Here is an 18,519-nt window from a genome sequence, read left to right as displayed (position 1 = left end):
TGCAGGGTGCGGGTTCGCACCGAATGCTAATAAAAGTGGGAAACGCATGCATAAGTCGTGAGAAGCCTGATGGCCGAGTTGATCCGGCCTGGATGACACAAACGTACAAAGACGAACCGCCGGTGCCGGGTCGCGCGCCAAATCCTGGTGATCGACCGGAAAGGATCAGCTCCGAGTCTAAACGGCATCGTCAACTTAATGAAGCGCGGATACTATGACAGAGTGACCCAATCCACCGCCGCGCCATTGCGTCGGTTTCGACAGATAAGATGGATTGGGCAGGCGAGCTCAAAAGAGCGATTGTAAATCGCAGTTGTAGCAGTGTAACAAACTGCGTAACAAAAAGCGCGAAAAGATTAGCATTTTCAGCAGGATAGGCGTGAAACCGAATCCCTCCCTCTCCGCCATTTAGTCCAAAAACCTGACATCTCCCGGGCTGCTAGCCGCCTGCGGCACATCGCGCAGCCAAAAGGACAAAGCCGCCCGAGCCGGGACACCCTGGCTTCGCGGAGGCCGTAAGGCTTCGGCGATGGGCAGGCCCATTCGGCATCTCCGCACATGGCTTTCTGTCCGCAAGCGCAGCCATGCCGCTGTGAATTTGCCAGCCGGTTTAGCCCAAATGGGGGAAGAGGCCCGGCCCGAGATCTCGTAATGGTTGGTTCGCCCAGCCAGTTAGGAGACCACCATGCGCAAAGCCTCTTTCGCCATCACAGTCGCCGGCACGGCCTTCTTCAGTCTTTCCACTGTCGCATCGGCATGCTTGTCGATGGACGGCAACTTCGTCGTAAACAACTGCAATTATCGCGTCATGGGAAATTACAAGGGCTCGGATGGCAGTTGGGGTGGCTTCGGACCCATCCGCGCGGGCGGTCGTGAGGTAACGTCCAAAAGACGCGATGCCGGCTGGGACATCAGCTATTGCAACTACGATTCATGGGTGGCAGGCACCTGCCGGCCGAAGGATCCCAGGCAGATGTAAGTCGCTTTCAAGCGCGTCACTTTGCGCGCTCGGCTGACGATGTGGCCGGCGTCGAACACCGGCCACTCTGACAGCGCACGGTAAATCCGTTATTGCTCCTTCTTGAACAGATCCTGGAAGATCAGCTGGCCCCAAGTGCGGCCGCGTGCGTGCACCAGTGCGCCGCCCTCGTTGAGCTTCCCCAGCTTGACCGGTGCGAACCCGAGTTGTTTGGCCAAGACCGCCACGGGAGCGATCGCGTCCTCGTCGTCACCAGACAGAAAGACGACCCGGTGGCCGCCCTCGACGATCGGATCGGCAGCCAGGGTGGCCGCAATCAGGTGATTGAAGCCTTTGACGAGCTTGGCGCCGGTGAACGCCTTTGCGACGAAGGCGGAGGACGGCAGACCGTCCAGTTCTTCGGGGACTGGAAACACGTTCGTCGCGTCGATGATCGTCTTGCCTTCCCAGCTTGACAGCGCCTTCGCGACATCTGGGTGCGATTCAAAGCGGACAGCCAAAAAGATGATGTCCGCCTTGACCGCGTCCGCCAGCGTTTTCGGGATGATCGTGGGTCCGATCGCGGCCGCGGCTGATGCAAAGCTTTCCGGGTCGCGCGTGGTTGCCACGGACACTTCGATGCCGTTGCGGGCAAACGCCTTGGCAAGAGCTTGGCCGATCTTGCCGAAGCCGATAATTGCATAGCTCATGTATATTCTCCTTCAGTTTGCCAGGCCCTGCGGGCTCGGGATATCGAATGGAATGAACGGCGGGGGTAGCGGGTCAGATTTGCGCCAAGCCCCCGTCGACGGCGACCTCGCTGGCGGTCATGAAGCTGCTGTCGGGCGACGCGAGAAACGCAGCCGCCGCCCCGATCTCCGCTGGATCGGCCATCCGCTGAAGCGGATTCATCGAGGCGAAGACCTTCAAGCCCTCCTCGCCTATCGCTGCCTTCGCGAGTTCGGTCGCCGTCGGCCCGGGCGACAGCACGTTTACCCGGATGCCGGTGCCTTTCAAGTCTTCCGCCCACGTCCGCGCGAGGTTGCGCACGGCCGCCTTGCTCGCGCTATAGACGCTGAATGCGGGCGCGCCCGTGGTGCCGGCGCTCGATCCGGTCAGGATAATCGAACCGCCCTCGCCCATCAGCGGCAGCGCCTTCTGGACCGTAAAAATCGTACCCTTCACATTGGTGTTGAAGGTTTCGTCAATGTGCTCGGCGGTGAGCTTGCCGAGCGGAAGCAGGCTTCCCACCCCGGCGTTGGCGAAGATGATGTCGAGGGTTCCGCGCTCGGCCTTCACCGCCGCATAGAGCCGATCAAGGTCGGCCTCATCCGAGACCGAGCCCTTCACCGCGCGGGCATTGGGCCCGAGTTCGGCCACAGCGGCGTCTAGCGCGTCCTGCCGGCGGCCGAAGATGAAGACGAAGGCGCCCTCCTCGATGAAGCGCTTCGCTGCGGCGCGGCCGATGCCGGTGGCGCCACCCGTAATAACCGCAACCTTACCGTCCAGTTTTCCCATGACTCAATCCTTCCAGCTTCTGTCTTTGGTCGTTCGGGTACGCCCCGAGGACCTCTAGATGGGCCCGTCGGGGTCAGGTGGTGAGTGCGGAAGCGCGCACATCCGTGGTGCAAAATCGATCCGCCTTCAGGACTGACGCCAGCCGCGACGATCCGTGTCCGCCATTCGGAATTGCGCCGCCCTGTCGACATAAGCCGTGATGTACCGCCCCTACTGCTGTAGGATGTGTTAGATACGGGGTTTGGAAGGCGCACCGCGCGGTGCCGGATTGCACCATGATCGACTGGGATGATATTCGCTACTTTCTAGCCGTCGCACGCGGAGGCTCGGTGCGGGCTGCCGGCGCGCAGCTCGGGGTGAATCACTCGACCGTGCTGCGACGCATCGCACAGCTTGAGGAACGCCTCGGGGCGCAAATGTTCGAAAAGCTGCCTTCGGGCTATCGCCTGACCGCTGCGGGCGAGGAGGTCCTCGAGCTCGCGAACCAAATGGAAGCGTCGTCTCACCAGCTGGAGACGCGCGTGTTCGGGCGCGACCAGAGCGTGCGCGGGCTTCTGCGGGTGACGCTGGCACCGCCCCTCGCGACACACCTGCTCATGCCGGACTTCGCCGACTTCGCGCGTCTGCACCCGGACATCGAGATGGAAATCTTGTCGTCCGGCGAACTGGCAAATCTGACCAACCGAGAGGCCGACGTGGCGATCCGCGTCGTCTACGACCGCAAAACCCTGCCGCTCAATCTTCACGGCCTGAAGGGAGCGGAGGTGTTCGGCAGCGTCTACATGTCCCGCGATCGCCTGGCCGCGTGGCGTGCGGGCGCACCTGATCCCATCCGGTGGATCGTCATAAGCGTTCATGGGATTCCGGAATGGGCCAGCGCGGGTGAGGTTCGCACCACGGGGGTTCCATTCAGGACCACGGACGCCGAGGCGCAGATCGTTGCCGTACGGCAAGGTCTCGGGATCACGACACTGCCGTGCTTCGTCGGAGATGCCGACCCCGTGCTGGTGAGGGTGCCGGGCACCGACCTGCACATGTACGGAACGCTCTGGCTTCTCACCCAGGGTGAGACACGCAAGACCAAGCGCGTGCGGCTCTTCACGGAGTTCATATCCCGCAGGCTCGCTGCCTACGCTCCGCTTCTCACGGGACTGTCTGTATCGCGCGACTGACGCCCAGCGGGTCGACGCTGCGGTGAATGATCGGACAGCGGCACCTATTGCGGTTGCAGATGCTCAGCCATGAAGTCGATGAACGCCTCGGTCTAAACCTGATCTGTCGACTGGCCGGCCAGAGAACATTGAACTGATCGGTCTCCGCGGGGGCATGGCGGTGGAGGAATGGGCGGCGACGGAACAGAAGCTCTCGGAACGGATGCCTTCTCCGAAGATCCCTATGCTTCAGGGCGCGTGACCAGTCGCTGATCTGACCTCAGGCCGAGCCATCGGATTGGTGCTCGGCAATCGCACTCAGAAAAACCTGGCCGAACTCCTTCAGCTTTGCCGCCCCAACTCCATTCACTTCAGCGAAGGCGTCGAGGTCGTGCGGGCGGCGCTCGGCCATGTCGATCAGGGTGCGATCGGAAAACACCACATAGGCCGGCACCTGACGCTCCTTGGCGAGCCGCAGTCGCAAGGTCTTCAGCGCGGCCAGCAGCCCGGTGTCCACATCCGATTGCCCGAAATCCTGCCCGGAGCGCGTCTTGCCGCGCAAGGCGCGGCTGCGCACCTCGACACGATAATGGAACGGCATCTCGCCACGGCCAAGCGCATGGCCCTTTTCGGCGATGGCGAGGCCGCCATGACCGGCCGGATCCGGCATCAGAAACCCGCCGGCGACGAGCTGCCGGATCAGCGACAGCCAGAAATCCTTCTTGTGCGCCAGACCGCTGCCGAAACTCGTGAGCCTCTGCTGGTTCCTGGCAAGCACCTTCTCGGTTTCATGGCCGAGCAGGATGTCGATGACATGGCCGGCACCGAAGCGTTCGCCGCTCTGCGCGATGGCTGCCAGGATGATCCGCGCCTCCGCTCCGCCGTCGGCGCGCGGCGCCTGGTCGAGGCAGGTGTCGCAATTGCCGCAAGGCTGCGCGTCCTCGCCGAAATAGCCGAGCAGCACCTGGCGGCGGCACTGCGCCGTCTCGCAATAGCCGATCAGCGTGTCGAGCCGGCCATGTGAGCGCCTCTTGTGCTCGGCCGGCGCATCTTCATCGTCGATGAACATCCGGCGCATGCGGATATCGCCAAGGCCGAACAGCATATGTGCCTCGGCGTCCCGCCCATCGCGGCCGGCGCGGCCGATCTCCTGGTAGTAGGCCTCCAGGCTGCCCGGCATGTCGGTGTGGAAGACATAGGCGACGTCAGGCTTGTCGATGCCCATGCCGAAAGCGATGGTCGCCACCATGACGACGCCTGAAAGGGTCATGAAGCTGTTCTGGTTGGCGTCACGCGCCTCCTTGCTCATGCCGGCATGATAGGCGAGCGCGGTGACGCCGTTCTTCTCGAGGAAGGCCGCCATCTCCTCCGTCTTCTTGCGCGACAGGCAGTAGACGATGCCGCTGCGGCCGGGATGGCGCTCGACGAAGCGCAGCAATTGCCGCTTGCTGTCCTGCTTGGCCTCGATGGCAAGCTTGATGTTCGGCCGGTCGAAGCCCAGCACCAGGGTCTCGACGCGCTCGGCAAACAGCCGGGCTTCGATATCGGTGCGCGTGCCTTCGTCCGCCGTTGCCGTCAGCGCGATGATCGGCACGTTGGGGAAGATGCCGCGCAGCCGCGACAAATCCTCGTATTCGCGCCGGAACGCCGGCCCCCATTGCGAGATGCAATGCGCCTCGTCGACGGCGATCAGGCTGACATCGAGCCTGGCCAGCGCCTCGAGCATCCGCTCGGTCATCAGCCGCTCCGGCGCGAGATAGAGCAGGCGCGTCTGGCCCGAGGCGACGCGACGCCATGCGGCGATATTGGCATCGCGGTCGATCGAGGAATTGATCGTATCGGCAGCCACGCCGGCAAGCCGCAAGGCGGCGACCTGATCCTGCATCAGCGCCACCAACGGCGAAACGACAATGGTGAGCCCGCCCAGGACAAGTGCCGGGACCTGGTAGCAGAGCGATTTGCCCGCACCCGTCGGCATGACGGCCAGGACATGCCGCCCGGCCAGCAGCGCATCCATGACATCGGCCTGGCCGGGGCGAAAATCATCGAAGCCGAACACGTCCTTCAGCACGCGCCGCTTGGGATCTCGCTCTTCTGTCGCGACGGCCGCCGGTGCCTGCATCACCGCGCGTCCACGGTCGGCGTGCTCATTGGCATGTCATAGCCGAACTCGGCGCAGAAACGCTGGACTCGGACGAGAAATGCCGGGGGCAGGCCGCCGAGATAACTCCTGAATTCTTCATTCCTTTCCCATTTTCTCAACGAAGCCAACCGGATCGGATTGTCCGGATTCTCGCTGAAACGAATGCGCGGTGTCAGTCCGAACGACTGCGCGATTTTGTCCTGCTGCGCATCGGGCACGCCGATCATGTCTTCGTAGCGGACAAAGAGTATCTGCCGGTGCGGTTGTGCATTCTTCAGCCGGGTCAGCGCGTCGTATTCGGCTAGCCAGCGATGCGGCGTGACGTGGAACCGACGCTCGTTGCGTGTTTGCGGATGCGAACTTGTCAGCGTGTCGAACGGATGGCGCACGCAATAGATCAAGCCGATGGAGGGAGGGAGCTTCGCCAGATGCGCAAAACCGCGCGCATCGCGCTTGACGACGAGGTTCGATTCCGGCCGGTCCAACATGTCCAGCATTGTGTATCGCGCTTCGGGTGGATGGACGAAAATGTCCTCGAAACACCTCATCAGCCGCTGTGTCAGCGTCGTGCCGCTGCGCGCGCAACCCGAAATGAAAATTCTGTTGGCGGGCGCCGCGCGTGCGTATGTGTGTTTTTGCATGCGCTGTTTCAGAGACAGCGGCACGAACCGCAGAAACTCCCGCACAATCCTTCGCGCAGCCGCTCCAAACGCAGCCTCAAGCCTGTGAGCGCCCTTCATCCGCAATTCCGCTGGGCCGCCCGGCACGAAACGCGCCGCTTGGGGTCCATGGCCAAGATACTCGATATCAGCATCAGGCAGACACCGGACTGGAATTCCTGGATGGGAGAGGATGGGAAATCGGTCAAAACGACTCTCTGCATGGGCACCATGCCTTAGCGCAGCTGTCATCGTGCCACAACAGGAACAGGTCGCCTGCAGCCTGCGCCTTCCCTTGCAACACCTTTACCTCGCTGGATTCCTTCACCCAGCAATGTAAGCTCGGCTCCGCTAGCCAGGGAGGATGCGATGCTGCAGACCAGACAGGATGTTCTCGGCGAGCGGTTCCACCTGCAGCGCGCCGCCTTCGAGGCGCAGCCTTTCCCCAACTTTGGCATCCGCAAGGATCGCCTGAAACGCCTGTTGGCGCTGACCGAGCGGCATGAAGCCGACATCTGCACCGCCATCGACACCGACTTCGGTGGCCGTTCGGCACACGAGACGCGTCTTGCGGAACTGTTCGTGGTGCGTGCCGGCATCCGCCACGCGCTTTCGCATCTCAGGGGCTGGATGCGCGAACGCCGCATTGCCACCACCATGCCGTTCCTGCCGGGCAGAAATCGCCTCATTCCACAGCCGCTCGGCGTGGTCGGCATCGTGTCGCCCTGGAATTATCCTTTCCAGCTCGCTGTCGCGCCGGTCACGGCGGCACTCGCGGCCGGCAATCGCGTGCTTATAAAACCTTCCGAATTGACGCCGGCATTCTCAGTGCTGCTGGCCAAACTCGTTGCCGAGCATTTCGCACCCGATGAGCTCAGCGTCATCACCGGCGATGCCGAGATGGGAAAGGCCTTCGTGTCGATGCCTTTCGATCATTTGCTGTTCACCGGCTCGACCGCGGTCGGACGCCAGGTCGCGATCGCCGCGGCCGCCAACCTGACCCCGGTCACGCTCGAACTCGGCGGCAAGTCGCCGGCAATCTTCGATCCGTCCTGCGATCTCGATGCGGCGGTATCCAGCATTGCCTATGGCAAGCTCTTGAATGCCGGGCAGACCTGCATCGCGCCGGATTATCTGCTGGTGCCGAAGGGGCAGGCAGGCACGGTCGCTGTCAAGCTCGCAACGGCGATCGCGAAGCTCTACCCGACCTTGCGCGACAACCCCGATTATACCGCCATCATCAGCGACCGGCACCACCAGCGCCTGCGCGACATGATCACTGAAGCGCGTGACGCAGGCGCCGATGTCACCGAAATCAACCCGGCCGGCGAAGAGCTGGGTGCCAAAAGCCGGAAGCTGCTGCCGACCCTGGTCCGCAACGCCGGCGCAAACCTGCGGCTGATGCGCGAGGAGATTTTTGGGCCGGTGCTGCCCATCGTAGAATACACCGGGATCGACGAGGCGATTGCCCATGTGAACGGAGCGGAGCGCCCGCTGGCGCTCTACTGGTTCGGCCGCGACAGCGGCAATCGTCAACGCATCCTGCACGAGACTATTGCCGGCGGTGTCACCATCAACGACTGCATGCTGCATCTGGTACAGGAAAACCAGCCTTTCGGCGGGGTCGGCGCCAGCGGCATGGGCGCCTATCACGGCGAGTGGGGATTCCGGACCTTCAGCAAGGAGAAGCCGGTTTTCACCCAGTCGCGGCTGAGCGCCGGAGCCTTGTTGCGCCCGCCCTACGGCAAGACGTTCGAGCGGCTCTTCAGCCTGATCCGGCATATCACCTGACCGACGCAGCCACTGCCATAGCGAACACCCGGCGCGTTAAGCCTATGTTCACCATCATGCGGCAGGTTTCGCATCCTGCGGTCATGTCTTGAGTACCGCGGCGCCACAAGCGCCCAGGCAACAACCCGCGCCTCTTTTGAGGTGCGGGTCTTCCCTGCTCGATCTCCTACCCTTGGCTAGAGCAATTCCAGGAAAAGTGTGAAGCGGTTTTCCCGGGAAAAACGCATAGCGTTTTCCCTTGGGAATTGCGTCAAATCAAAGAGAAAGAAAATCGGCCCGGTGCGGTGTAAAGCTGTCGACCAGCCGCCCTGCTTCCAGCGCCTTGACGCCGTGCACCAGACCGGACGGCACGATGAAGCTGCCGCCGGTCTCGATGGTTTCGGTCCGACCGTCGATGGTCACCTCGAAGCGGCCTTCGGCGACGTAGCTTGCCTGGACATGCGGGTGCGAATGCAGGGCGCCGACGCCACCCTTGTCGAAGCCGAATTCGACCAGCATCAACTCATCGGTGTGCAGGAGGACGCGCCGCCTGTTGCCGTCCAGCGTTGTCGTCCAGGCGCCCTCGCCGGCTTGCGCGAAAATCTTTGCGGTCATTGTTGTCTCCTCAGAGCAATTCCAGGAAAAGTGTGAAACGGTTTTCCGTCCGGAATTGCGTTAGAACAATGAGATAGCGCGGTTCAGCGTTTCCGCTAAACGATGAACCTCGCTAGCGCGCCAGCCAGCCGCCATCCACCGGCACCACCGCTCCATGCATATAGTCCGATGCCGGCGCCAGCAGGAAGACGGCGGCGTCGCCAATGTCGCCCGCCTCGCCCCAGCGGCCGGCCGGGATACGCGCCAGGATGGCGGCGCTGCGGTCGGGATCGGCGCGCAGCGCCTGCGTGTTGTTGGTCTCGATATAGCCCGGCGCGATGGCGTTGACGTTGATGCCTTTTTGCGCCCATTCGCAGGCGAGCAGACGCGTGATGCCGAGCACACCGTGCTTCGAGGCAGTGTAGGACGCAACGCGGATGCCACCCTGGAAACTCAGCACGGAGGCAATGTTGACGATCTTGCCTTTCCGCTCAGCGGCCAAGGCACGCCTTGCAAAGCTTTGGCAGAGCAAAAAAACCGTTTTCAGATTGACGTCCATGACGTCGTCCCAATCGGCCTCGCTGAGATCGACGGCATCGGCGCGGCGGATGATGCCGGCATTGTTGACCAGCCCGTCGAGCGGACCGCTTTCGTCCCAGATCCGGTCGTGCAACGGGCCGGCGGCCGAAATGTCGGCAAGGTCGGCGCTGACCGCCTCGAATTGCCCTCCCAGCGCGGCGACCTTGTCTGCCGTATCAACCATCGACGAGCGGCCGACGCCGACCACCGCGCCCCCGGCGCGTGCGATCGATACGGCGATGCCCTGGCCGATGCCGGTGTTGGCGCCGGTGACCAGGAAACGTTTTCCGGCAAGGCTGAAGGGGTCGCTCACCGCAGATCGCTCAACGCCACCGGGTCGACATCGGTATAGTCGACATTGTCGCCGGCCATCGCCCAGATGAAAGCATAATTGGAAGTGCCGGCGCCCGAATGGATCGACCAGCCCGGCGACAGCACCGCTTCCTCGTTGCCCATGACGATATGGCGCGTCTCGTCCGGCTCGCCCATGAAGTGGAAGACGCGTGCCGTCTCCGCCAGGTCGAAATAGAGATAGGCCTCCATGCGCCGGTCATGCACATGGCACGGCATGGTGTTCCACACCGAGCCCGGCGCCAGCTGAGTCATGCCGACCACCAGCTGGCAGGTCTTCACGCCGTCGGCATGGATGAACTGGAAGATCGAACGCTCGTTGCAGGTGTCCTTGCTGCCGAGATCGAGGCGCTTGGCGTCGCCGATGCGGATCAGCCGGCTGGGCCAGGCCTGATGCGCCGGCGCGCTGAGCAGATAGAATTTGGCCGGCGCATCTGCATCGGCCGACGCGAACGACACATCAGCGATGCCCATGCCGAGATAGAGCATGTCGCGCGCCTGCAATTCGAAGGACTGGCCGCCGGCCTTGATGACGCCTGCACCGCCGATGTTAACGGCGATCAGCTCGCGACGGTCGAGAAAGTTCTTGGTGCCGGTCGGCTTGATCGTTTCCAGTTGAAGCGCGGCGTCCGTCGGCACGGCGCCGCCGACGATCATGCGGTCGTAATGTGTGTAGGTCAGGCTGATGCGGCCGGGCTGGAAGAGGCCGTCAATGTGAAAGTTGTGGCGCAGCTCATCGGTTCCCATCGCCGCGGCGGCGACCGGGTCGATGGCAAAGCGGGATGTATAGTCGGTGTGGCTCTGGTTCATTTCAATCCTGACTTGAGATGGGTCATTCGCCGGCGGCGGCCTTGACCGAACTGGAATAAAAAGCCTGACGCGCATGCAGGCGTTCGCGGTAACGCTGCTGGCTGGCGGTGAGGTGCGCGCGCATCGCCTCTCGCGCGGCCTCGGCATCGCCAGAGGTAATGGCGTTGAGGATCACCAGGTGCTCGCGCTGCAGTCCGCGCTGGTAGCTATCGGATTGCGCCAATTCGGTCGACCAGGGCGAAGTCACGTCGCACGGGATGGCGCGCCGGCCGAGCACGTCGAGCATCTCGACATAGAATGGGTTGCTGGTGGCGCTGGCGATCGCGCGATGGAAGGCGAGGTCGGCCGGACCGGTCGGCTCGCTGGCAAGCAGCAGCCGCTCGAATTCGAAGAAGGCTTCCTGGATCGCCGCCTCCTGCGCGGCATTGCGGCGGACGGCGGCGATCCCGGCCGATTCAATCTCGATCGCCAGCCGCACTTCGAGCACGTTGAGCGCGATCGAATCCTTGCTGCCCATGTCGGCGGCCAGCGCGCCGAACATTGTCGAGATGTGCTCTGTGACGAAGACGCCGGCGCCCTGGCGCGGTTCGACCAGCCCGTCGGCGGCAAGCTTGGCCAGCGCCTCGCGGATGACGGTGCGGCTGACGCCGAAGGTTTCGGTCAGTTGGCCTTCGGTCGGCAATTTATGGCCGGGCAGGATCTCACCCGCCTGCAACTGCTTGCGGATCGTCGTGACCACTGTCTCCGACAATTTGGGTTTTCTCTCGACCCTGAGGTCGGTTGCGGTGTCCGATGCCATGTCGCCCCTATTTGAAGACGCTCGGTAGCCAGAGCGAAATGGCCGGAATGTAAGTGACGAGCCCCAGTACCACGAGCCCGGCCCCATAGAACGGCCAGATCGAGCGCATCGCTTCCCAGACGGATATCTTGCCCACTGCGCACGCCACGAACTGCACAGCGCCCACCGGCGGCGTATTCAGCCCGATGCCGAAGTTGAGGATCATGATAACGCCAAAATGCACCGGGTCGACGCCGTAGGCTTGCGCCACGGGCAGGAAGATCGGCGTACAGATGATGATCGTCGGCCCCATGTCCATGAAGGTGCCGAGGAACAGCATCAAGACGTTGAGCAGGAGAAGCACGACCAGCGGATCGTCCGAGATTGCGTTCATGGAGGCTATGAGCGCTGCCGGCACTTTCAGGAAGGCCATCAACCACGAGAACGCCGCCGCCATGCCGATGATGAGCAGCACCATGGCCGTGGTGCGCACGGCACCATGGGTGGCATGAACGAAACCTTCCCAAGTCATCTGCCGGTAAACGAAGACAGTGACGAGCAACGCATAGATGACCGCGACGCAGGAACTCTCGGTCGCCGTGAAAACGCCCGATCGTACGCCACCGAAGATGATCGCGATCAGCAGCAGGCCGGGCACCGCGACAGCGAAGAGATGCGCGACGGCGGTGAAGCCCGGAAACGGCTCGGTCGGATAGCCGCGGGAGCGCGCCACGAAATAGGCGGTGATCATCAGCGACAGGGCCAACAGCAGGCCCGGAATGATGCCGGCCGTGAACAGGTCGGCGATGGAGATCTTTCCACCTGCCGAGATCGAGTAGATGATCATGTTGTGCGACGGCGGCAGGAGCAGCGCGATCAGCGCTGCCATCGACGTGACGTTGACGGCGTAATCCGCTCCATATCCACGCGCCTTCATCTGCGGGATCATCAAGCCGCCGACCGCCGCTGCCTCGGCCACCGCGGACCCCGAAATGCCGCCGAACAGTGTAGCGGTCGCAATGTTGACCTGCCCGAGGCCTCCGCGCAAATGGCCGACGAGCGAGCCGGCGAAGGCAACGATCTTGCTGGCGATGCCGCCGCGCACCATCAAGTCGCCGGCATAGATGAAGAAGGGAATGGCCAGCAGCGAAAAGACGCTCATGCCGGAATTCAGGCGCTGGAACACGATGAGCGGCGGCAGGCCCATATAGAGGACGGTGGCAAAGCTTGCGACGCCGAGGCAGAAAGCGATCGGCGTGCCGATAAGCATCAGAAGGGTGAAGACGCCGAAGAGAATCCAGAGTTCCATGGCGTCAGACCTTCACGTTCGCCGTGTCGAGTTCGGTTGCGACTTCCGCCGGCGGCAGTTGATCGAGCACATCGTCGATCGGCGCACCGGAAAGACGAAGCACGATGCGCTCCAGCGTGAAGAGCACGACGAGCACGCCTCCCGCGACCAGCGGGACGTAGTCCCAGCCCCCGGATATGCCGAGCGACGGCAAGGTAGCGCCCCAGGTCAATGCAACCAGTTGGCTGCCATACCAGATCATACCGATGCCGAAGGCGAGCGCGACGAGGTCCGAGATCATCCGCAGCCAACGCTTGCCGCCTTTGGGCAGCACGTAGAGCAGGACGTCGAAGCCGAGGTGATAGTTCTCGCGCACCCCGACGGCAGCGCCGAGGAAAATGAACCAGCTCATCAGCATCACCGAGCCCTGCTCGGTCCAGCTTGGCGAGCGGTTCAGGACATAACGACCGAACACCTGCCAGGCGACGAAGGCGGTCATCAGCACCAGCCCGATGCCTGCGACCCATAGCGCCGCTGTGCTGACGCGCGACATCATGCGCGCGACGCCGGACAGGGGCGGTCTGTGTTCTGGGCTGGAGGTCACCGGTTCTCTCCGCAAGAGGATGGCGGCGCGGAATGCCCGCGCCGCCGCTTGATCACTGCACGGCCTTGATGGCTTCGACCATGGCCTTCAGCTTGTCGTCCTTGACGTGCTTCTCGTAGACCGGACCCATGGCGTCGATGAAGGGCTGCTTGTCCGGCGTCGTGATCTGCGAACCGGCCGCCTCGACCTTGGCGCGCGATTCCTTGACCTTGGCGGTCCACAGCTCGCGCTGCCTGGCGACGCTGTCCTTGGCGGCCGCCTTGAAGATCGCCTGATCCTCCGGCGTCAGCTTGTCCCAGCTCGACTTCGCCATGACGAAGGCTTCCGGCACCATAGTGTGCTCGTCGAGCGAATAGAACTTGGCGACTTCCGCATGCTTGGCGGTGTCGTAGCTCGGAAAATTGTTTTCCGCGCCGTCGATGACCCCGGTCTCGATCGCCGAATACACCTCGCCATACGGCATCGGCGTCGCGTTGGCGCCGAGTGCCGCCACCATGTCAACGAAGATGTCGGACTGGATGACGCGGAACTTCATGCCGGACAGATCGGCTAATGAGTTGATCGGTTTCTTCGAATTGTAGAAGGAGCGCGCGCCACTGTCGTAAAAGGCGAGCAGCACCAGCCCGACCTGTTCGAACGCCGCCGCGATCTGGTCGCCGACCGCCCCGTCCATGACCTTGTGCATATGGTCTTCCGAGCGGAAGATGTAGGGCAGCGAGGGCACCGTGGTTTCGGGAATGAGCCCGTTGAACGGCGCCATCGAGATGCGGTTGAGGTCGATCACGCCGGTGCGCACCTGCTCGATCGTGTCCTTTTCTTCGCCGAGCTGCGCGGAATGATAGAGCTCGACCGCATAGCGGCCGGCCGTACGCTCCTTTACAAGCTCGCCGAAATATTTGACTGCCTCGACCGTCGGATAGCCGTCCGGGTGGGTGTCGGACGAGCGCAGAACCGTCTGGGCGCTTGCCGTTCCGGCCATCAGTGCGGCGGCGAGTAGCGCAGCTCCCGTCAGTCTTGAAAAATGCAACATGGTTTCCTCCCTTTGCATTGCGGGCAAGTTGCCCCTTCAGAGCCGATACGCCTTTTTCGCCAGCGTATAGGTCAGTTCCCGCGCCAGCTCATGCGCCTCGTCCTCGCGCAGCCGATGCTCGGCGACGAGACGCGCCAGGAACGCGCAGTCGACTCGCCGCGCCACATCGTGACGCGCCGGGATCGATGGAAAGGCACGGGTGTCGTCGTTGAAACCGACGGTGTTGTAGAAGCCGGCCGTCTCGGTGGTCATCTCGCGGAAGCGCCGCATGCCTTCCGGGCTGTCGTGGAACCACCATGCCGGCCCGAGCTTCAGCGCCGGGTAGACACCGGCCAGCGGCGCCAGCTCGCGCGCATAACTGGTCTCGTCGAGCGTAAACAGGATGACGGTGAGGTCGCGCTCCAGCCCGACGCAGTCGAGCAGCGGCTTCAGCGCCGTCACATAGTCGGTCCGGGTCGGGATATCGAAACCCTTGTCGCGGCCGAAATTCTGGACGATCGAGGGTGAATGGTTGCGCCAGGAGCCGGGATGGATCTGCAGGACCAGTCCATCGTCGAGGCTCATCTTGGCCATCTCGGTCAGCATCTGGGCGCGGAACAGTTTTCGCTCGCGCTCATCGTCGGAACCACGGCGAATCCGATTGAACAGCTCTTGCGCCGCCGCATCCGAAAGATTGGCGGTCTCGGCCGTCGGATGGCCATGATCCGACGAAGTCGCGCCGAAGCTTTTGAAGAAGGCACGCCGCTGGCGATGCGCATCGAGATAGCCGGCCCAATTGCCGGTGTCGCAGCCGGTGATCTCACCGAGCCGGTTGAGATTGGTTGAAAACCCTTCGAAATCGGGGTCGACGACCGCGTCCGGCCGATAGGCGGTGATAACGCGGCCCTGCCAGCCGCTGTCGCGGATCATCTGGTGCCATTGGAGATCGTCGAGCGCGCCTTCCGTGGTCGCGATGACCTCGATGTTGAAACGCTCGAACAGCGCGCGCGGGCGAAAATTCTCCCACTGCAGCAGCGTCGCGATGGTGTCGTAGTGGCGGTCGGCAGTCGCCGCGGTCAGCGGTTCGTCGATGCCGAACAGATCGGCGAGCACATGATCGAACCACAGCCGGGTCGGCGTGCCGCGAAACAGATGATAGTGCTCGGCAAAAAGCCGCCAGATCGCCCTGCCGTCGGTCTCGACCGGCGCGCCGTCGAGCGTCGCCACGCCGAGATCCTCGAGGCGGACGCCTTGGCTGAACAGCATGCGGAAGATGTAGTGATCCGGGACGATGAGCAGTTGCGCTGGATCCGGGAATGGCTCGTTCAGCGCATACCAGCGCGGATCGGTGTGACCATGCGGGCTGACAAGGGGCAGGTCCTTGATCCCGGCATAGAGATCACGGGCAATCGCGCGCGAATGCGCCTCGGCGGGAAACAGCAAATCCGCATGGGTCAGTGCCACGATCATCCTCCCAAGCCACTATCGGTAGGGGCGGCAAGAAATAATGTCAACATACAAAAATGCGATTGTTGTATGATGACTTTTCGACCCATTGTGTGGCAGGAAATCGAATGTTACGCCGCTTTGCCGATCCCTGCCGAGGCCACTCATGTCATCCGACCAGACCAGTCGCACCACGACGACCGAACGCCTTTCCACGAAGACCGCGCGCGCACTGCCGGCTTCGATCGCGACACCTGCGTATGATCGCAGCCGCGTCGTCCCGGGCATCGTGCACCTTGGTGTCGGCGCCTTCCACCGCGCCCATCAGGCAGCCTATGTCGACGATTGCCTGGCGGCAGGCGAGGCGGATTGGGGCATAACAGGCGTTTCGCTGCGCAGCACCGACACGCGCGACGCTCTCACGCCGCAGGACGGGCTCTACACGCTGGCGATCAGAAGCAGTGGAACCGAAAAGCTTCAGGTCATCGGCTCGATCGGTGCGATGCTGGTGGCGCCGGAGAATCCGGGCGCGGTGCTGGCCACGCTGACCGATCCGCGCACCCGCATCGTCACGCTGACGATCACCGAAAAAGCCTATCTGAGGGCGGCAGGCGGGGGATTGGATGCCGCCCATCCCGATATCGTCCATGATCTGGCCAATCCCCGGATGCCGAAGACAGCGCATGGTTTCCTGACCGAGGCGCTTGCCCTGCGACGCGCCGCCGGCACGCCGCCCTTCACTGTCCTGTGTTGCGACAATTTGCCGGCCAACGGCGCCACGCTGCACCGGCTGTTGGTCGAATTCGCCCAGTTGCGAGATGCCGGGCTCGCCCAATCGAGTGATGTCGGAATTGCCGACCACATCGCACACCAGGTCGCATTTCCCTCCAGCATGGTCGATCGCATCGTGCCTGCAACCACCGACGCCGATCGGGCGCGGATCGCAGAAGAACTCGGCGTCGAGGATGCCTGGCCCGTGATGACCGAGCCGTTCTGCCAATGGGTGGTCGAAGATAAGTTCCCGACTGGCCGGCCGGGGTGGGAACAATTCGGCGTCACTATGGTTCGCGATGTCGGCCCGTTCGAGGACATGAAGCTCAGGCTGCTCAACGGCTCGCATTCGGCCATCGCCTATCTTGGCCTGCTCAGCGGTCATGCCACCGTCGACCGCGCCTTCGCCGACCCGGCGATCCGCCAATTCGTCGATGCCTTGTGGGCCGAAGCCATCCCGACCCTGCCCGAGGATGCCGGATTGGACACGAGCGCCTATATTGCGGAGCTCGCGGAGCGTTTTTCCAACACTGCACTTGCCCATCGCACGGCGCAGATCGCCAATGACGGCAGCCAGAAACTGCCGCAGCGCATCGTCGCTTCCGCCATCGAATGCCTGGAAGCCGGTACCGAACTGGTCCATCTGACCCTGGTGGTGGCTGCCTGGATCGCCGCCTGCGCCGCGCGAGGGAAAACCTTGCCGGAGGGGCATTTCACCGATCCGCTCGACGCGGCGTTGACGGAACTTTTGAGTGAGCAACTGCCGGCGAATGAAACCGTGACCGCGGTGTTCGACCTGGCCGGCTTCGCTGGGGACCATGCCGAGCGGCAGACATTGATCGAACTCGTGGCTGTCCATCTCGTCCACCTGCGACGCGATGGTCCGGTTCTGGCCTTCGCTGCGCTCGGCATAGACATGAAGTAGTCATCAACCAGATTTGGCGCGGGTCCGAACCAACTCGATTCAGGCTTATTTGCCGACCGAACCGTCCAGCGTTTGCCGGGAAGAATACTCCGTGCCTTTTGAATTCCAGAACAATCGCACGGCCTTGCCGACGAGGTTTTCGTAGGGAACGAAGCCGACCATGAATCGGCTGTCGGAGGCATTGTCGCGATTGTCGCCCAGCATGAAATAGTGACCTTCGGGCACCTCAAATTCCCGCGTGTTGTCGCCGATGGAACTGTCCGTCAGGTCGAGAACGAAATGGGTGACACCACCCGGCAGGGTCTCCCGTTGAAGCCTGGCAGGTTGCTCGCGTTCCTCGTAGGAGAAAGTGCCTGCATCATTGAGGCCGACGGCCACATCGTTGATGTGCAGCACGCCATTGACCATCTGGATTTTGTCCCCGGGAAGACCGACGATCCGCTGGATGTAATCCACGCCGGGGTCGGGCGGGAATTTGAACACCACCACATCCCCTCGCCTGGGCTCCGCGCCGAACATGCGGCCTTCTATCGGCAACAGATTGAACGGCACGCTGTAGCGGCTGTAGCCATATGCGAATTTGGAGACGAAGAGATAGTCGCCGCCTTGCAATGTCGGCACCATACTGCTGGATGGTATCGAAAACGGCTGGAACAGAAACGAACGGATCGCAAATGCAGCCGGATAGGTAGTCAGAAAGACAAGCACCAGCACCCAAAACCCGTGCGCATACCATCTCACCGGCTTGAACCGATGGGCGAAGGGCACGACGAGCGCTGCCCCCAGGATCATCGAACCGATACCTGAAAAATTGGCCAGCCAGGTAAGATCGGTTCCCAGCAGCACCGGAAATCCGGTGTAGGCGAGTGCGAAAACGATGGCGCTGATCACCACCAGGCTGGCAACCGCCGGCTTGCCGCTGCCGATCCACAGAAATCCGCCGAATGGACCGCCAAAGGCCGACACCAGGGCCGTCGACCACCAGGAGCGTGAGGCTGTTTCTCGTTGCGCTGTTTCTTCCGTCACCGGCCCACCCCCATCCCAAGGCAGCGCGACTGTCCAACAAACAAAAAAGCGAGGCAAGGCCCCGCTTTTTACTCTTTCATCGAAACCTAATTTCAAGCCGGAAGAATAGCACCTTCCAGCGTGGTGAGCTGGCTAAGGA

General features: G+C 62.6%; 17 protein-coding genes. 4 read left to right on the top strand and 13 right to left on the bottom strand.

The window, feature by feature from the left end; all coding sequences use genetic code 11:
* Window positions 1-685: 685 nt before the first annotated feature.
* Entirely contained in the window at window positions 686-979 is a 294-nt protein-coding gene (locus EOD15_RS00385; protein ID WP_164761749.1) for a hypothetical protein, read from the top strand.
* An 89-nt stretch (window positions 980-1,068) separates the two neighbouring features.
* Here EOD15_RS00385 and EOD15_RS00380 read toward each other — a convergent pair whose 3' ends face one another.
* Both EOD15_RS00380 and EOD15_RS00375 read right to left on the bottom strand, forming a co-directional pair.
* Complete coding sequence (locus EOD15_RS00380; protein WP_127320811.1) at window positions 1,069-1,668, bottom strand: NADPH-dependent F420 reductase; 600 nt, start codon at window positions 1,666-1,668, stop codon at window positions 1,069-1,071.
* A 73-nt stretch (window positions 1,669-1,741) separates the two neighbouring features.
* Window positions 1,742-2,476, bottom strand: a complete 735-nt coding sequence (locus EOD15_RS00375) for an SDR family oxidoreductase (protein WP_127320812.1) — start codon at window positions 2,474-2,476, stop codon at window positions 1,742-1,744.
* Window positions 2,477-2,751: 275 nt separating this feature from the next.
* On the opposite strand from EOD15_RS00375, the gene EOD15_RS00370 reads away from it, so the two are divergent.
* Window positions 2,752-3,648 carry a LysR family transcriptional regulator gene (locus EOD15_RS00370; protein ID WP_127320813.1) on the top strand — a complete coding sequence of 299 codons (897 nt, stop codon included), beginning with the start codon at window positions 2,752-2,754 and terminating at the stop codon, window positions 3,646-3,648.
* Window positions 3,649-3,907: 259 nt separating this feature from the next.
* Here the strand turns inward: EOD15_RS00370 and recQ are convergent, their stop codons facing one another.
* Window positions 3,908-5,749 (bottom strand): DNA helicase RecQ, encoded by a 1,842-nt coding sequence (gene recQ, locus EOD15_RS00365; RefSeq protein ID WP_127320814.1) that lies wholly within the window; start codon window positions 5,747-5,749, stop codon window positions 3,908-3,910.
* Window positions 5,749-6,510: a sulfotransferase gene (locus EOD15_RS00360; protein WP_127320815.1), complete on the bottom strand. Its 762-nt coding sequence runs from the start codon at window positions 6,508-6,510 to the stop codon at window positions 5,749-5,751. Before EOD15_RS00360 ends, recQ begins: the two co-directional genes overlap by 1 nt.
* A 288-nt stretch (window positions 6,511-6,798) precedes the next feature.
* Here EOD15_RS00360 and EOD15_RS00355 point away from each other — a divergent pair, with 288 nt between their 5' ends.
* Entirely contained in the window at window positions 6,799-8,220 is a 1,422-nt protein-coding gene (locus EOD15_RS00355; protein ID WP_127408234.1) for a coniferyl aldehyde dehydrogenase, read from the top strand.
* Between the two features lie 255 nt (window positions 8,221-8,475).
* Here the strand turns inward: EOD15_RS00355 and EOD15_RS00350 are convergent, their stop codons facing one another.
* From EOD15_RS00350 to uxaC, 8 genes are all read right to left on the bottom strand, one after another.
* On the bottom strand, window positions 8,476-8,814 hold the full coding sequence (locus EOD15_RS00350) for a cupin domain-containing protein (protein WP_127322113.1): 339 nt from the start codon (window positions 8,812-8,814) through the stop codon (window positions 8,476-8,478).
* A 112-nt stretch (window positions 8,815-8,926) separates the two neighbouring features.
* Window positions 8,927-9,685 (bottom strand): 2-dehydro-3-deoxy-D-gluconate 5-dehydrogenase KduD, encoded by a 759-nt coding sequence (kduD, locus tag EOD15_RS00345; protein WP_127322112.1) that lies wholly within the window; start codon window positions 9,683-9,685, stop codon window positions 8,927-8,929.
* Complete coding sequence (kduI, locus tag EOD15_RS00340; RefSeq protein ID WP_127270496.1) at window positions 9,682-10,533, bottom strand: 5-dehydro-4-deoxy-D-glucuronate isomerase; 852 nt, start codon at window positions 10,531-10,533, stop codon at window positions 9,682-9,684. The genes kduD and kduI overlap by 4 nt, the downstream gene beginning before the upstream one ends.
* Before the next feature lie 22 nt (window positions 10,534-10,555).
* Entirely contained in the window at window positions 10,556-11,332 is a 777-nt protein-coding gene (locus EOD15_RS00335; protein WP_127269375.1) for a FadR/GntR family transcriptional regulator, read from the bottom strand.
* 7 nt (window positions 11,333-11,339) lie between these two features.
* On the bottom strand, window positions 11,340-12,620 hold the full coding sequence (locus EOD15_RS00330; RefSeq protein WP_127269374.1) for a TRAP transporter large permease: 1,281 nt from the start codon (window positions 12,618-12,620) through the stop codon (window positions 11,340-11,342).
* Between the two features lie 4 nt (window positions 12,621-12,624).
* Window positions 12,625-13,155 (bottom strand): TRAP transporter small permease, encoded by a 531-nt coding sequence (locus tag EOD15_RS00325; RefSeq protein WP_127321895.1) that lies wholly within the window; start codon window positions 13,153-13,155, stop codon window positions 12,625-12,627.
* Window positions 13,156-13,255: 100 nt separating this feature from the next.
* Complete coding sequence (locus tag EOD15_RS00320; protein WP_127321892.1) at window positions 13,256-14,233, bottom strand: TRAP transporter substrate-binding protein; 978 nt, start codon at window positions 14,231-14,233, stop codon at window positions 13,256-13,258.
* A 36-nt stretch (window positions 14,234-14,269) separates the two neighbouring features.
* Window positions 14,270-15,682 (bottom strand): glucuronate isomerase, encoded by a 1,413-nt coding sequence (gene uxaC, locus EOD15_RS00315; RefSeq protein ID WP_164761910.1) that lies wholly within the window; start codon window positions 15,680-15,682, stop codon window positions 14,270-14,272.
* 142 nt (window positions 15,683-15,824) lie between these two features.
* On the opposite strand from uxaC, the gene EOD15_RS00310 reads away from it, so the two are divergent.
* Entirely contained in the window at window positions 15,825-17,354 is a 1,530-nt protein-coding gene (locus EOD15_RS00310; protein ID WP_127321890.1) for a mannitol dehydrogenase family protein, read from the top strand.
* Window positions 17,355-17,399: 45 nt separating this feature from the next.
* On the opposite strand, the gene lepB is transcribed toward EOD15_RS00310, so the two are convergent.
* Complete coding sequence (lepB, locus tag EOD15_RS00305) at window positions 17,400-18,146, bottom strand: signal peptidase I (RefSeq protein ID WP_127321894.1); 747 nt, start codon at window positions 18,144-18,146, stop codon at window positions 17,400-17,402.
* Window positions 18,147-18,519 lie beyond the last annotated feature (373 nt).

The organism is Mesorhizobium sp. M7A.T.Ca.US.000.02.2.1, assembly GCF_003996995.1.
GTDB lineage: Bacteria > Pseudomonadota > Alphaproteobacteria > Rhizobiales > Rhizobiaceae > Mesorhizobium.
Note: the sequence above shows the minus strand (reverse complement) of the source record. Positions and strands in the feature narration are given on the sequence as shown.

Bases quoted from the DNA above. Each gene is read 5' to 3' on its own strand.
- EOD15_RS00355 (WP_127408234.1), top strand. From the start codon at position 6,799: ATGCTGCAGACCAGACAGGATGTTCTCGGCGAGCGGTTCCACCTGCAG.
- EOD15_RS00385 (WP_164761749.1), top strand. From the start codon at position 686: ATGCGCAAAGCCTCTTTCGCCATCACAGTCGCCGGCACGGCCTTCTTC.
- lepB (WP_127321894.1), bottom strand. From the start codon at position 18,146: ATGATCCTGGGGGCAGCGCTCGTCGTGCCCTTCGCCCATCGGTTCAAG.
- EOD15_RS00375 (WP_127320812.1), bottom strand. From the start codon at position 2,476: ATGGGAAAACTGGACGGTAAGGTTGCGGTTATTACGGGTGGCGCCACC.
- EOD15_RS00350 (WP_127322113.1), bottom strand. From the start codon at position 8,814: ATGACCGCAAAGATTTTCGCGCAAGCCGGCGAGGGCGCCTGGACGACA.
- EOD15_RS00325 (WP_127321895.1), bottom strand. From the start codon at position 13,155: ATGATGTCGCGCGTCAGCACAGCGGCGCTATGGGTCGCAGGCATCGGG.
- EOD15_RS00370 (WP_127320813.1), top strand. From the start codon at position 2,752: ATGATCGACTGGGATGATATTCGCTACTTTCTAGCCGTCGCACGCGGA.
- EOD15_RS00320 (WP_127321892.1), bottom strand. From the start codon at position 14,233: ATGTTGCATTTTTCAAGACTGACGGGAGCTGCGCTACTCGCCGCCGCA.
- kduI (WP_127270496.1), bottom strand. From the start codon at position 10,533: ATGAACCAGAGCCACACCGACTATACATCCCGCTTTGCCATCGACCCG.
- EOD15_RS00380 (WP_127320811.1), bottom strand. From the start codon at position 1,668: ATGAGCTATGCAATTATCGGCTTCGGCAAGATCGGCCAAGCTCTTGCC.
- EOD15_RS00360 (WP_127320815.1), bottom strand. From the start codon at position 6,510: ATGAAGGGCGCTCACAGGCTTGAGGCTGCGTTTGGAGCGGCTGCGCGA.
- uxaC (WP_164761910.1), bottom strand. From the start codon at position 15,682: ATGATCGTGGCACTGACCCATGCGGATTTGCTGTTTCCCGCCGAGGCG.
- EOD15_RS00310 (WP_127321890.1), top strand. From the start codon at position 15,825: ATGTCATCCGACCAGACCAGTCGCACCACGACGACCGAACGCCTTTCC.
- EOD15_RS00330 (WP_127269374.1), bottom strand. From the start codon at position 12,620: ATGGAACTCTGGATTCTCTTCGGCGTCTTCACCCTTCTGATGCTTATC.
- recQ (WP_127320814.1), bottom strand. From the start codon at position 5,749: ATGCAGGCACCGGCGGCCGTCGCGACAGAAGAGCGAGATCCCAAGCGG.
- EOD15_RS00335 (WP_127269375.1), bottom strand. From the start codon at position 11,332: ATGGCATCGGACACCGCAACCGACCTCAGGGTCGAGAGAAAACCCAAA.